Origin of the sequence: Rhodohalobacter sp. 8-1, from assembly GCF_038150125.1 — a bacterium.
Lineage (GTDB): Bacteria > Bacteroidota > Rhodothermia > Balneolales > Balneolaceae > SW132.
Genome location: NZ_JBBVMF010000007.1, coordinates 124,816 through 138,436, shown reverse-complemented (window position 1 = coordinate 138,436; position 13,621 = coordinate 124,816). Strand labels below are relative to the sequence as shown.

The 13,621-nt window shown below is 44.6% G+C and carries 11 protein-coding genes; 4 read left to right on the top strand and 7 right to left on the bottom strand.

Annotated features, from left to right (window positions below; translation table 11 throughout):
* Positions 1–86 precede the first annotated feature (86 nt).
* Positions 87–941 (bottom strand): glycerophosphodiester phosphodiesterase, encoded by an 855-nt coding sequence (locus AABW11_RS09205; protein WP_340104784.1) that lies wholly within the window; start codon positions 939–941, stop codon positions 87–89.
* Between the two features lie 73 nt (positions 942–1,014).
* Entirely contained in the window at positions 1,015–1,365 is a 351-nt protein-coding gene (locus AABW11_RS09200) for a hypothetical protein (protein WP_340104783.1), read from the bottom strand.
* A gap of 118 nt (positions 1,366–1,483) precedes the next feature.
* Here AABW11_RS09200 and rlmB point away from each other — a divergent pair, with 118 nt between their 5' ends.
* Positions 1,484–2,230, top strand: a complete 747-nt coding sequence (rlmB, locus tag AABW11_RS09195; RefSeq protein ID WP_340104782.1) for a 23S rRNA (guanosine(2251)-2'-O)-methyltransferase RlmB — start codon at positions 1,484–1,486, stop codon at positions 2,228–2,230.
* Positions 2,231–2,264: 34 nt separating this feature from the next.
* On the opposite strand, the gene AABW11_RS09190 is transcribed toward rlmB, so the two are convergent.
* Complete coding sequence (locus AABW11_RS09190; RefSeq protein ID WP_340104781.1) at positions 2,265–3,437, bottom strand: exo-beta-N-acetylmuramidase NamZ family protein; 1,173 nt, start codon at positions 3,435–3,437, stop codon at positions 2,265–2,267.
* A gap of 180 nt (positions 3,438–3,617) precedes the next feature.
* Positions 3,618–4,049 (bottom strand): nucleoside-diphosphate kinase, encoded by a 432-nt coding sequence (ndk, locus tag AABW11_RS09185; protein ID WP_340104780.1) that lies wholly within the window; start codon positions 4,047–4,049, stop codon positions 3,618–3,620.
* 109 nt (positions 4,050–4,158) lie between these two features.
* Between ndk and AABW11_RS09180 the strand changes: the two genes are divergently transcribed.
* From AABW11_RS09180 to AABW11_RS09170, 3 genes are all read left to right on the top strand, one after another.
* The gene (locus AABW11_RS09180) at positions 4,159–6,015 is read left to right on the top strand and encodes an adenylate/guanylate cyclase domain-containing protein (protein ID WP_340104779.1); all 1,857 of its coding nucleotides are present in this window, start codon (positions 4,159–4,161) and stop codon (positions 6,013–6,015) included.
* A gap of 182 nt (positions 6,016–6,197) precedes the next feature.
* Positions 6,198–6,632 (top strand): methylglyoxal synthase, encoded by a 435-nt coding sequence (locus tag AABW11_RS09175; protein WP_445263751.1) that lies wholly within the window; start codon positions 6,198–6,200, stop codon positions 6,630–6,632.
* Between the two features lie 14 nt (positions 6,633–6,646).
* Positions 6,647–8,722, top strand: coding sequence for a thioredoxin domain-containing protein (locus tag AABW11_RS09170; RefSeq protein ID WP_340104777.1), 2,076 nt, complete (start codon positions 6,647–6,649; stop codon positions 8,720–8,722).
* A 7-nt stretch (positions 8,723–8,729) separates the two neighbouring features.
* Here AABW11_RS09170 and thrC read toward each other — a convergent pair whose 3' ends face one another.
* Genes thrC through thrA form a run of 3 tightly spaced genes read right to left on the bottom strand, consistent with a single transcriptional unit; the run spans position 8,730 to position 13,500 of the window.
* A complete protein-coding gene (gene thrC / locus AABW11_RS09165) occupies positions 8,730–10,049 on the bottom strand; it encodes a threonine synthase (RefSeq protein WP_340104776.1) in 1,320 nt (439 codons plus the stop codon).
* 19 nt (positions 10,050–10,068) lie between these two features.
* Complete coding sequence (locus AABW11_RS09160) at positions 10,069–11,022, bottom strand: homoserine kinase (protein WP_340104775.1); 954 nt, start codon at positions 11,020–11,022, stop codon at positions 10,069–10,071.
* A 3-nt stretch (positions 11,023–11,025) separates the two neighbouring features.
* Entirely contained in the window at positions 11,026–13,500 is a 2,475-nt protein-coding gene (gene thrA / locus AABW11_RS09155; protein ID WP_340104774.1) for a bifunctional aspartate kinase/homoserine dehydrogenase I, read from the bottom strand.
* Positions 13,501–13,621 lie beyond the last annotated feature (121 nt).

Below are 13,621 nucleotides of genomic sequence, written 5' to 3'. Positions count from 1 at the left end.
TTTGGCTTGATTGATGGAAAATTTAAAATAGCAGGCTCCCCATTCCTATTCAACCAAATAGTAAAAAGAATCAATTTTTTTCCGGGCTATTCCTGATGATTCTTAAATATATCAGAAGCAACCCGCCCAAGCACATCGGGTCTATTCGTAAAGATACCCGTAGCTCCTTTTTTTATGACTTCGGCCATCTCTTTTTCATCATCAACTGTGTATACCCAAACAGGACTCTTGTTTTTATCGGCCAGTGACATCAGCCTTTTCCTCATCTGATGAGGCTTCATGTTCAACCCTGTTGCATTAAGTTTTTTCATCAAGCGATATTCTCTTACCGTTCCCAACGCGTAGGGACTCATAAGATATGCCGTGGGTATGTCGGGCGTAAATTCCCAACTTCTTTTAACAGCGATTCTGCTAAAACTGGAAATGATCACTTGCCCGGTCATATCACACTCTTTGATCAGCTCGTAAACCAGCTGAACAACGCCACCTTCTGGTTTTTTAGTAACCGCCTCTTTTTTGATCTCGATGTTGAGAAGTATTTTTTTTGAAGCCCATTTTAATACATCTTCAAGGCGTGGAAGCACGGTACCCCGAAACTCGGGGCTGAACCACTGCCCTGCATCAAGATCACGTAACTCTCGTTCAAAATAATTCTGAACCAACCCGCGTCCATCTGTGGTTCTCTTAAGCTTACTATCGTGTATGACCACTGGAATTTTATCACGGGAAAGCGTGACATCCAGCTCAATCATATCTGCTTTCATTTCAATTGCTCTATGAAATGCAGGAAATGTGTTCTCCGGAGCGTAATAACTTGCCCCGCGGTGAGCGATATTGAAAAACCCGGGAGCTGAATGAAAAGAAGAGACGGGCTCTAATAAAGGTGTAACAGTACGAATACCGGCTGATGTTTTCAGAGTGTAGATGTGGTTTCGACTCAAATGATAAAACCTTCCAAACTTTTATCCGGTTGCAATAGAATTTGCGTCAACTTAAATAAAACAGGAAGCGCTTCTAATTCTGGTCACGAATAACGCGCTTGATCGACTGATTGATAAGTGTATCAAATTTACCAGTAGCCGATACCGCCTGGAAGATCATGTAGACCCCAAACATACTTGATATGCTGCCCAGCATACTCAATATGGCGGCGATCCAAAGTGGAGTCAGCAAGCCCAGTATTGTTATTCCTACAATACTCATTCCTGCAAGAATCTGGATACTGCCCGCCAAAACCTGGAGCGAGTTGCTATTCCAGTAGGAATTCAGTTTGTGGAGCGAAGACTTCGATTTGTTACTGGTATTATCAGTTAGACCAAGATATTGGTCTCCGGATTTCTTTTCTTTAGGGTCATCATTCATCATCTGGATCTCTTCTCGTATGGGTTATGAAGCTTAGTTGTCATTAAGCAAGTTTTATACAATCATATATCACCATTTGTGAATTCAGATGCAAACAAACAGCCAAAATATTACATTATAAATGACTAATAAATATTCATTTGGAACCAATCCAGTTCAGGAACTTCTTAGCAGAGAACCGGATACGATTGAAAAAATATTCATCAGAGATAATCTCAGATCATCTGCATCTTATACTATCGTGAACGCCGCATCCGGCCACAGAATTCCTGTCGTAAAAGTTCCCGAAGCAAAACTGACAGAACTCGTCGGCGATGTCAATCATCAGGGTGTCGTGGCCGCAATATCTGAAATAAAATATTTGGAGTTTGAAGACTGGCTGGATGAGTTAGACCCTACACCGGAAACAGCGGTTTTATGCCTTGATGAAATTGAGGATCCGCATAACCTTGGAGCTATTTTAAGAACAGCTGCAGCAGCAGGAATATCAGCTGTTATCGTCCCGAAGCACCGGCAAGCCCCTGTAAATGCTACGGTATTGAAGACAAGCGCCGGCACCGCCGGACGCATTCCAATTATTCGTACGGTAAACTTAAACCAGGCCATTCTCACGCTAAAAGAGAATAAGTTCTGGATTGCCGGTCTCGACCAAACAGCAAAATCAACTATTTGGGACCAGTCGTATGACGTTCCTATGGCGTTCGTAATTGGCAATGAAGGGCGCGGTATGAGGAAAAAAACCGGTGAGCATTGCGATTTCCTACTTTCTCTGCCTATGGAAAATGACGTTGAATCGCTAAACGCTTCAGTGAGTGCAGCGTTAGTCTGTTATGAGTGGAAACGACAGATGATTCAGCGCCAAAAATGATCGAAAACTAGCCTTGCGACTATACTATGCCCGCTCAATAAATCAGATATTGATCCCGCCCATTCATGAAAGGCTCGATGTAAAAGTCCGCATCACTTGGCTGGAGCTCTCCGCTGATAATTCTGTCTATCTCTTTTGACCCGGCAAGTTTATATATAAAATCTCTTGTGGTGGCTTCGGGCGTACTTTGCATCAGTTCAGAAAGAATAATCAGTCCATTTTCGAAAGGCTGGTAGGAGTTGTAATCATTTACGGTGAGTCGGATTCCGTAAGACTCCTTACCTTCATGTTTAGGGTTAAGAGCAACACCCGGTATTTCTCGCGGCGTGAATACCGCCGGGGCGACGGTACCACCGGTTATCCGGCTATTCAATCGATCAATTTGATCTTCAGTCAATATTGTGTTTGGTGACCCCAGTGTTAAGAACGGATCGGCGGTCCCGCGGCCTTCTGAAAGAGAGGTTCCTTCGATTAGACATGTGCCCAAATAGACATACGCATGTTCAAATGTTGGCAGGTTTGGGGAAGGAGCAATCCATGGGAGATCTGTGTCGGGCCAGAGCATAGATCTATTCCATCCGGCCATTTCAATCACCCGAACATTGGGGGCGGCGTCAGTATCAAGCCACCCCTCACCCGCAATCATCTGTGCTAATTCTCCCAGCGTCATGCCATGCGCTACTGGAATGGGATATGGCCCAACAAATGATGAAAACTCATCTTCCCGAATCCATCCGCTCACATACTCACCACTGAGTGGATTGGGACGATCTAAAATCCAGACAGGAATTCCGGCATCCGCTGCGGCTTCAATTACAAGGCCCATGGTGGCGTGATAGGTATAAAATCGGGCACCAACATCCTGCATATCAAATAACAGGATATCAATTCCTTCGAGCATTTCGGGTGTAGGTTTGCGGGTACTGCCGTAAAGAGAGTAAACCGGTAATCCTGTTTGTTGATCCACTCCGTCTTCTATTTTCTCTCCTGCTCCCGCCTCGCCGCGGAATCCATGTTCCGGTGCAAAAAGTGCCGCAATATCAACGTCCAGAGCCATCAATGTATCAAGCATATGCACGCCATCAACTACGGCCGTCGGATTCATAACAAGACCGATATTTTTGCCCTCGAGTTCTGGCAAATGGTTACTGATGAGCTGTTCACCTCCCGTTTTTACACCAGCCGATGAGTTTGTGTCAGTAGCCATTTCAGATCCACATGACGTAAGAACGATTAATGAGAAAATCAGAATCATCCAAACTGGGCTCGTTTTTGGAGAGATGAGTGCGTTCATAAAATAGTAGCTATCGTTATCACAGATGATTAAACATAAATCACCCCCAAAAAGAAACCGGGGGCGATTTAAAAACTTTTACTAAGAATCGGATCAGGCCTCGTTGGCAACTACATCAGATTCGGGAAAGAAATAAGCAGCCTCAAGCCGGCCATTTTCAACAGAGTCAGATCCGTGAATAATGTTCTCACCGATACTGTCGGCAAACTTAGCGCGGATGGTTCCTTCTGCAGCTTCTTCTGGATTAGTTGCACCTATCAATTCGCGGAAATCAGCAATCGCATTTTCTTTCTCAAGAATCATTGGAACACATGCACCGCTGCTCATAAATTCAACAAGTTCTCCAAAAAATGGTCTTTCTTTGTGAACGGCATAAAATCCGCCGGCAGTATCCTCCGTGAGACGGGTCAGTTTCATCGCCTTGATTTCAAATCCGGCCTCCTGGATCTGGGCAGTGACAGTGCCTATTAATTTTTTTCTTACACAATCCGGTTTCAGGATTGTTAACGTACGTTCTACAGCCATAGTAATATTTTTTGTAACAAATTAGATGTTAGTTTCTCTTTTAATATTAGAGAAGTGCTAAGATACGGCATCACGTTCAGAATCTCGAAACGTGTTTTAAAAAAAATTGATGAAAAGTTACCCTTTTTCCTACAGTTGGCGAATACACTCAGCGGGAACACCGCGACAGCTGTGGCCGTACGTCTCGGATACAAATCGATTTTTTAAAGACGTCGGGCAGTTACCGGTGCAGGAGGCAATGATATCGCATAGTTTGCCCCGACATTTTGCTCAGCTCGAGTACGATCATTTGCGCCGTGCCGATATCTGGCAGGAAGAACCCTACCGCTGGGAAGCTCCTCATTATTTAAAGGTTTACAGAAATTACCAGCGCGGCCCCTACGAAGAATTATTGATCAAAATTGAACTCATACCTGATCGTAATAAAAAAGAACCGGGCACTGATATATCTATTCAGTTTGAAGGGATTTCCCGTGGATTCATGGGTTCGCTTCGAACAAAAACTCATTTTTCCAAAGCCTTTAAACAGAGATTAAAACACGTCATCAGGCGCTACGATGAATCAATCGCCTCCCACCAGTTTCCACAAAAAAAGACATCATCATTACTGTTAAGCCTGAAGAATCCCGGTAAATGGCGCGAACTGCAAAAAAAACTCACAGCCGAAAGTAACGAGCCGGAACTATCCCGCCGAATTATTGATCTTTTGCACTATTCAGACGAGCAAGATCTGAAATCAATTGAACCTTTGGTTCTTTCAAAGCTATGGTCATTTCCGTTGCATCGGGTACTCGAGACAGCCTACCATGCCGTGATACTCAATATATTAAACATGGAATGGAGGCAGGTCTGTCCTCGGTGCAGACGCACTCTGAAAGTTTCCAGGCGCCTGTTTGAAATCAGCACGTCTCACTACTGCAATCACTGCGGTGACACGATGGATCTTGATTTAAATAACACCACTCAGATTATTTTTAAATCACATCCGCTGGTTCGAAAGCTAAGTGACGATATGTACTGCGTATCCGGTCCTCAGCACCGGCCACATGTAGTTATGCAGCAGTATATCAAGCCGGGAGCAAAGCATTTTGTGAACCTGATGCTGCCTGACGGAAAATACCGTGTCCGAACCGACACACTCGATCGTGATATTCATGTTAGGCCCGATGTGGAAGGACTCGATAATGTGACTATGACACTGGAGCAAGGTGAGAAAGATAATGGTGAAACGCTGCTTTCGCCTCAATCAGACATGATCGTAAAAAACAAAGCTGATCATCCATTGCTGATTTCAATTGAAGACCGGCGATGGCAAGACTATGGCGTTTCGGCCGCCGAAGTAACATCTCAACAATTCTTCAGAGAATGTTTCCCGAAAGAGTATCTTCGGGAATCACAAAAGATGAAGTGCGATGAACTTACCGTGTTGTTTACTGATCTTATTGACTCTTCGTCAATTTATTCTGACAGTGGCGACGAGGAAGCCATCAAAAAAGTAATGGATCATTTTGAGGTTCTACGGAAAATAATCCGGGAGGAACGAGGCGCCATCGTAAAAACAATTGGAGATGCAATAATGGCCGTTTTCCGACAGCCTGCTTCTGCGGTACGGGCTTATCAACGGGCGCAAAAACTTTTTTTTGATTCAGACAAATCGGATGCCCCGATACGTCTGAAAGGCGGCCTGCACCACGGAAGCTGCTACGCCGTTACGCTTAACAACCGGATTGATTATTTTGGCAATACCGTCAATTTAGCAGCCCGCTTGGTTGAGAAAGCGAATCGTGACGAGCTTGTACTCTCATCAAAAGTGTTGGAGAATCCCCATCTGCAAACGTTACTCGACCAAGACGATATGTTCTGCAAAATTGATTCTTTCAGCTCAAAGTTAAAAGGTTTTGGCGATCAGAATCACGCTATTAAACGCCTCTCTTTACACAAACCCGCTCTCAAGCTCGTGATCTGACTCTTCACATCTTCCCTTCCATTTTAGTAACGAATCGTTCAGGTTCAATATCCACGACTTGCTGTTTGGCTTTACCGATATAATTTCTATTCTAAGAGTATTAACCTGAACTAACCACAGCTATTTTGAATAAGATAAAACCCTCAAAGTCTCATCCAAGCATTGGTTCACACACCGCCACGATGGACAAGAAAAAACGTATTGGACTCATAGCCCATGATTACCGTAAGCTTGACCTGCTCGACTGGGCCGAATTCAACAGCGACCTTCTTAAAAAACATGAACTATTTGGCACAGGTACAACGGGTGGGCTTATTGCCAAAAAACTTGACCTTCCGGTACACCGGTTTAAAAGCGGTCCCCTGGGCGGCGATCTCCAGATCGGTGCTGCCATTGCCGAAGGCAAGCTTGATCTCCTGATTTTTTTCTGGGATCCGCTTCAGGCACAGCCGCATGATGTGGATGTGAAAGCGCTCCTGAGGATGGCAATAGTGTATAATATTCCATTAGCGTGCGACCGCTCATCAGCAGATTTCCTGATTACCTCTCCCCTGATGGACGAGCCCTACGAACGATATCTTGTGGATTATGGCGAACGATTGAAAGAAGAAATTTAAAATAATCTTTAAATATGAATTCCCTCAAAAATGCAAAATCCCCTTACCTCCTCCAGCACGCTGAAAACCCAGTCAACTGGTATCCCTGGTGTGATGAAGCCTTTGAAAAAGCGAAAACTGAGGATAAACCAGTCTTTCTTTCCATTGGGTACGCCACCTGCCACTGGTGTCATGTAATGGCGCATGAGAGTTTTGAGGATAAACAAGTGGCTGAACTGATGAATGACACTTTCATCAACATCAAAGTGGACCGTGAAGAGCGGCCTGATATCGACAATACGTACATGACGGTATGCCAGATGCTGACCGGCCGCGGCGGCTGGCCCCTGACAATTATCATGACACCAGACAAGGAACCGTTTTTTGCAGGAACCTACCTGCCGAAAAATTCCCGTGGCCAGCAGTTGGGGATGACAGACCTGATTCCTCAAATCCAAAAGATATGGACAGAGGACAGACAACGCATCAGGCAAAGCGTGGAGAGCATCCGCGACGGATTTTCAAAAACGCTTTCTCTTGGAACATCCACTGAATCGCTGCCGGATAACATTATTGACGATGCTCAGCAAGCACTCCAAAGGCAATTTGATGACGAGCACGGAGGATTTGGCTCAGAACCAAAATTTCCATCACCACATAATCTTCTATTTTTACTGCACCATGCAGAAGCCACTGGCAATCAAACGTCCCGGGAAATGGCGTTGCACACGCTTCGTCAAATGCGCCAGGGTGGAATTTGGGATCATATTGGCGGCGGGTTTCACCGCTACTCCACTGACGAAAAGTGGCTGCTGCCGCATTTTGAAAAGATGCTGTACGACCAGGCGATGCTGATGCTGGCCTACACTGAGGGATGGCGCGTGAGTAGCGATCCGGTTTTCAAGGATACATGCTATCGAATTTTTGATTATCTGAAAGCCATTAAGCTGTCACCTGAAGGCGCTTTCTACTCAGCTGAAGATGCTGACAGTGAAGGCGAAGAAGGGAAGTTTTATGTGTGGGAACGTGATGAAATTTTTGAACTGCTGACAGCCGATCAGGCGGATTTGTTTTGCGAGGTTTACAACATCAAAGAGAAAGGTAATTTCCGCGATGAAGCCACCGGTGAATTTACCGGTAAGAATATTCCTTATCTTTCCCGCAGTTTGTTTGATTTGGCGGCTGACAAAGACAGTGATCCAGATGAGCTGGGGAATACACTTGATGAGATCCGGGATAAACTGAATGATATTCGGAAAAAGCGCCCGCGTCCTCTGCTTGACGACAAAATTTTGACCGACTGGAACGGCCTGATGATGGCCGCGCTCGCAACTGCAGGTGCCATTTTCAGTGATTCGGCGTTTACGGATGCTGCTGTTGAGATTGAATCTTTTATCAGCTCTGAAATGGTAACATCAGATGGCCGCCTGCTGCACCGTTATCGTGTTGGTGGCGCAGGTATCGATGCAATGGCCGATGACTATACAGCGTTGATCTGGGGACTGATTGAGCTGTATGAAACCACACATGACCCGACTTATCTGAAAAAAGCAATTGACTTTCAGAAGCAGTTCAATGAGCGGTTTAGGGATGAAGAACACGGTGGGTTTTACCTGACTTCATCAGATTCAGAAACTCCCATGGGCCGGCAGAAAGAGATTTACGACGGTGCTCTTCCCTCGTCTAATTCCGTGGCGGCTCTCAACGGATTCCGTTTGTCGAGACTTACGGGTAATCCAGACTATGAAGAGACGTCTGAGCGGATTCTGACATCATTTTCTGAGGTCATTGCCGATAACCCATCGGCTTATACATTTGCCCTCATTACAAAACTTACCGCTCTTTATGATCCTGTAGAAATTGCCGTCACCGGCAGCCAGGAAGATTCGGAGACACAGGAAATTCTGGATTATTTATCCAGGCGAAATCGATTTAAGCATTCTGTGCTTCTCAAATCCCATCAAACCAAAGAGGCCCTGAATACAATCTCTCCATTCACTGAATCATTTCCCATGGAAAACAAAGCAATGGTTTATGTGTGCAGGAATTTCACCTGTGATGCCCCAATATCTTCCTTAAACAAACTGAAAAAAGCGGTGGAGGAAAACTGACGCATTATCAGGTATCAAAGGCATTCAAAATCACTCGCTTAAACTCTGAGTAACAAGATGACAGAGGAAATGACATTTCATCCTCAAGGATAGCATTAGATAATCTTTTTGGGATAGATACTTTTCCATTAATTTCGGGTTCAACTACATCCAAAAATTTTGAGGGATGAGCAGTTGAAAGGACTATCCGGGGAGCGTTTTTGTCATAATCTTTGCGATACTCCTCCGCAGCAAGTAAACCAATTGCCGTATGAGGATCTGTTATATAATTATACTTTTCATAAACTTTACGGATCATTGAAAGAGTACTGTCATCGGTAAATGAGTACCCTTTTATATGGTGACGAATTGCCTCATCATCTTCATTATAAAGCGCTCTGATTCTGCTAAAATTACTCGGATTTCCAACATCCATCGCATTTGAAATAGTCTGAATGGAAGTACGTGGCGAAAACTCTGCTCCTTCTAAATACTCAGGTACAACTTTATTCCTGTTGGTTGCGGCTACAAATGCTGACACGGGCATTCCCATTTTTTCTGCCATTAATCCGGCTGTTAGATTTCCAAAGTTGCCGCTGGGTACTACAAATACAGGGTTTTTATGAGTGAATTTTTTTAGCTGAAACCAGGCGTGAATAAAGTAAAAGCTCTGAGGCAGCAGCCTTGCAACATTGATGGAATTTGCAGAGCTAAGACGAAGAGTACCGTTAAGGTTATCATCAGAAAAGGCCTGTTTCACAAGGCGCTGGCAGTCATCAAATGTGCCCTCGATTTCGAGTGCAGTGATATTATTGCCTAACGTAGTCATCTGTTTTCTCTGAATATCGCTCACCTTCCCTTTTGGAAACAACAGACAGACGTTTACACCATCAAGATTATAAAATCCATTGGCAACCGCGCCACCTGTATCACCGGATGTTGCAACGAGAATGATCAATTTTTTTGTCGATACAGACCGGTGTTTCGAAAACAACCTTGCCATGAACCGTGCCCCAAAATCTTTGAACGCAAGCGTGGGGCCATGAAATAGTTCCAGTACAAAAAGGTTATCTTTGAGCTTGAGGAGCGGTGCCTTCATCGTAATTGCGTCGTCAATCAGCTCATCAATCTCTTTGGTGGAGAGTGAATCAGATAGGAATAGCCTGGATACCTGTTTAGAAATTTCCTGCAATGTCAGATTTCCGGCCGATTCCGGATCATTAAATGGCAGCGATAGTGCAGGTAAACTTTCTGGCATGTAGAGTCCGCCATCCGGAGCCAACCCGGATTCAGCTGCTTCAAGAAATGTAACACCGTCCGATATACCATTGGTACTATATAATCTCATAACAAATGCTTTTTATGTCTTATGTCACAGATTTGCTCCCTTCAAGATTGATTGGAGATATGTATGCCTCCACTAATAAGTTAAAAGTATCGAGGATTCTTGCAATCTCTTTTTTTATTATTTTTGCATCCTCTTCTGACCGGCATAGGGCAAAAACTGACGGTCCGGCCCCTGATATGCTGAATCCAAGGGCACCTAATTCTAAGGCAGATTCCTTCATTTCATCAAATCCGGGTATGAGAATCGACCGGGCCGGTTCAACAATATGATCTGTCATTGAACGTGAAATCAAATCAAAATCTTCGGTATACAGTCCTGCAATCAGCCCGCCAACGTTACCCCACTGCTGAACTGCCTGCGACATTTGTACAGATTTTCTGAGTATTAGCCGTGTATTTTTGGTGCTGATGGAAATATTAGGATGAAAAACTGCAGCAACGAGACCCTTTGGAACATGGAGCTTCACGATATCAAGCGGATGCTGACTTCGAACAAGTGTAAAGCCTCCCAGAAGTGACGCTGACACATTATCGGCATGCGGACTGCCGCTTGCCGCAAGTTCACCCTGCAGAGCAAACTGAAGCAGATCACTTTTTTCGTATGGTGTGTCAAGCAGTTTATTGAGAGCAACTACTGCAGCAACAGAACTGGCAGCACTCGACCCCATTCCGCTGCCAAGCGGCATCATTTTTTTGATGCGGATTGATATGCCGGTTTTGTCCTCTATATCCAGATCCTTCAGCATGGCCATCACTGCACGTCCGGCCGTATTTTCGACAGGCGGATCTTTGGGTAATAAACCACCATCTCCTTCAATATCAGTTATCTCTACTCCAGGCGTGTCTTTAATCGACACTTCTACAATATCTCCAGGTCCGTGAATAGCAAAGGCGAGAACATCGAATCCACAGGACACATTAGCCACGGACGCCGGTGCAAATGCTTTTGCGGATTTTAAAGTTTGTTTGGTCATAGGTTATCCTGCATTACTTGCAGCTTTGGTACTTACAACGCGCAGTATATCAGCTACAATACCACCTGATGTGACATTAGCTCCAGCCCCCGGCCCTTTTATAACCATCGGGCTCTCTTTATAATATCTCGTGTATAAGGCCATGATGTTGTCGCTTCCATCAAGCCCAAAAAATGGATGCTCGCTGGATATCTGCTCCAGCTTAACGACTCCCCGTCCATTTTCAAACCGGGCGATATAGCAGAGTTTTTTACCATTTTTCTCGGCATCAGCCCTGAGTGATTCAAAATCGTCATCATGCTGCTTTAATGTCTCAAAAAATTCCTCGACACCAGATCCGTTCCGGGCGTCTTCCGGAACAAGATTTTGAACGTCGATATCTTCAGGTTCAATTTTAAAACCTGCTTCACGAGCCAATATTAAAAGTTTTCGGGCCACATCTCTGCCATTCAAATCCTCTCGCGGGTCCGGTTCTGTATATCCTTTCTCCCGGGCTTGCATGACGATATCACTAAATTTCTTATCACCGGAAAAGTTGTTAAAAATATAGCTGAGGGTTCCGGACAGCACACCCTCAATCTTATCAACATGGTCGCCTGTGGATACCAGCTCATCAATCGTTGAAATAATTGGCAGCCCGGCCCCGGCATTGGTCTCATATTTAAAGGCCACGTTGTGTTTTTCGGCCAGATCGTGAAGTTTCTTGTAATATTTCAATGATCCGGAGTTGGCTTTTTTATTAGGCGTGACCACCGAGATGCTTGAGGATAGTATTTTGGGATAAATATTTGAGACCTCATCACTGGCGGTACAATCCACAAAAATTGAGTTCGGCAGATTATGCTCTTTTACCAGCTGAACAAAGCCCTCAAGATCCGTGGGCTCTCCCTTTTCTTCCAGTTCATCCTTCCAGTTTGAAAGTGAGATGCCACCTTCGCGAATCAGCATCCTTTTGGAATTTGCAACGCCCCTCAGACAAAATTCAATATTGTAGTCATCATAAAACACCTGCAGCTGTTCCCTGATCATCTCGAGCAGCGTACCGCCAATTAACCCAATACCCGCCAAATACAAATTAACGGTTTTAACACCGGCAAGGAAAAAGGCGTCATGTAGTGTATTAATCGCTTTATTTTCGTCCCTGTTGCTTACGACAAACGAAATATTTCTTTCTGATGATCCCTGGGCTATTGCGCGGATATTAATTCCGTTGCGACCCAGCGCCCTGAAAATACGGCCTGCGATTCCTGGTATATTCCTCATGTTATCACCCACAATGGCAATAACCGAAAGATCCTTTTCAACCTCCACATCGTCAATTTCCTGCCCCTGAAGCTCCTCTTCAAACTCCCGGTGAATGGCATTTTTTGCAATCATGGCCTGATGCGGGAGCACAGCTATAGATACCGTATGTTCAGATGAGGCCTGGGTTATCATAATAATATTTACGTCGGCGTCTGCCAGCGAACGAAAAATCCTTGCTGCTATCCCGCTCACCCCAATCATTCCGCTACCCTTCACTGTTAGCATGGTGATATTGTCAATAGACGACAGTCCTTTAATCAGATTGTTTGTAGGCGTGATTTCTTTCCTGATAGAGGTCCCGGGCTGAGTGGGATCAAACGTATTCTTGATTACAATTGGGATCTGGGCTTTTAGCGCCGGAATCAGGGTAGGCGGATAAATAACTTTAGCTCCAAAGTGTGAAAGTTCCATCGCCTCTTCGTAGGAAATTTCATAAATTGGGAAAGCCCGTTTAACTTTACCGGGGTTTGCCGTCATCAACCCGTTCACATCCGTCCAGATCTCAATTAAATCGGTATTGAGAGCAGCTCCTATAAGAGCAGCCGTGTAATCTGATCCACCGCGGCCCAGTGTGGTTGATAAATTCCGTTTGGTAGCAGCTATAAAACCGGTCACAACAAATACCTTGGGCTCATCAGTAGCTTCAAAATATGAGCGGATTTTATTATATGTCACCTTCAGATCTACCCGTGCATTACCAAAGCGTGAATCGGTAACAATAAACGAACGCGCATCAGTGTATTCAGAGTCTATATTTTGACTTTTAATCAGATGGGTGAGAATTTTAGCCGATAGGCGTTCACCAAACCCCATCACAAAATCGCGGGTTTTTGGCGTGATTTCCTGTACTAAGGATACGCCTTGCAGCACATCTTCGAGTTCATTTAAAAGCATCTTCAGCTCAGTGATAAGGTCACTTTGCTCTTGTGCCGGTAACATCTCACGGGCTATATTGAAATGTCGCTTCTCTAACGCGTCTATGGTTTCGTTATAGCTAAAAGACGATCGCTCCATTCGGTTGCACGTTTCAACGAGTTGATCGGTCACGCCTCTCATTGCAGAAACAATCACAGCAACCGGCCCTCTCTCAGCCCGTTGCGTTACAATAGAAAGTACGTTTGATATCGATTCGGCAGTACCCATCGAAGACCCGCCAAATTTCAACACTTGCATATAGGTAGATTATTTAAATGTAGTTACAGAAGCCGTTTATGTTAGTCAACTGTCACTTCCTGTTCAAGTTATTTTCTATAGTAATTTAAAGTAATGGCCCTTTTTTATAGAAGCGCTTCCC

Bases quoted from the DNA above. Each gene is read 5' to 3' on its own strand.
- AABW11_RS09200 (WP_340104783.1), bottom strand. From the start codon at position 1,365: ATGATGAATGATGACCCTAAAGAAAAGAAATCCGGAGACCAATATCTT.
- rlmB (WP_340104782.1), top strand. From the start codon at position 1,484: ATGACTAATAAATATTCATTTGGAACCAATCCAGTTCAGGAACTTCTT.
- AABW11_RS09190 (WP_340104781.1), bottom strand. From the start codon at position 3,437: ATGGCTACTGACACAAACTCATCGGCTGGTGTAAAAACGGGAGGTGAA.
- ndk (WP_340104780.1), bottom strand. From the start codon at position 4,049: ATGGCTGTAGAACGTACGTTAACAATCCTGAAACCGGATTGTGTAAGA.
- AABW11_RS09180 (WP_340104779.1), top strand. From the start codon at position 4,159: ATGAAAAGTTACCCTTTTTCCTACAGTTGGCGAATACACTCAGCGGGA.
- AABW11_RS09175 (WP_445263751.1), top strand. From the start codon at position 6,198: ATGGACAAGAAAAAACGTATTGGACTCATAGCCCATGATTACCGTAAG.
- AABW11_RS09170 (WP_340104777.1), top strand. From the start codon at position 6,647: ATGAATTCCCTCAAAAATGCAAAATCCCCTTACCTCCTCCAGCACGCT.
- thrC (WP_340104776.1), bottom strand. From the start codon at position 10,049: ATGAGATTATATAGTACCAATGGTATATCGGACGGTGTTACATTTCTT.
- AABW11_RS09160 (WP_340104775.1), bottom strand. From the start codon at position 11,022: ATGACCAAACAAACTTTAAAATCCGCAAAAGCATTTGCACCGGCGTCC.
- thrA (WP_340104774.1), bottom strand. From the start codon at position 13,500: ATGCAAGTGTTGAAATTTGGCGGGTCTTCGATGGGTACTGCCGAATCG.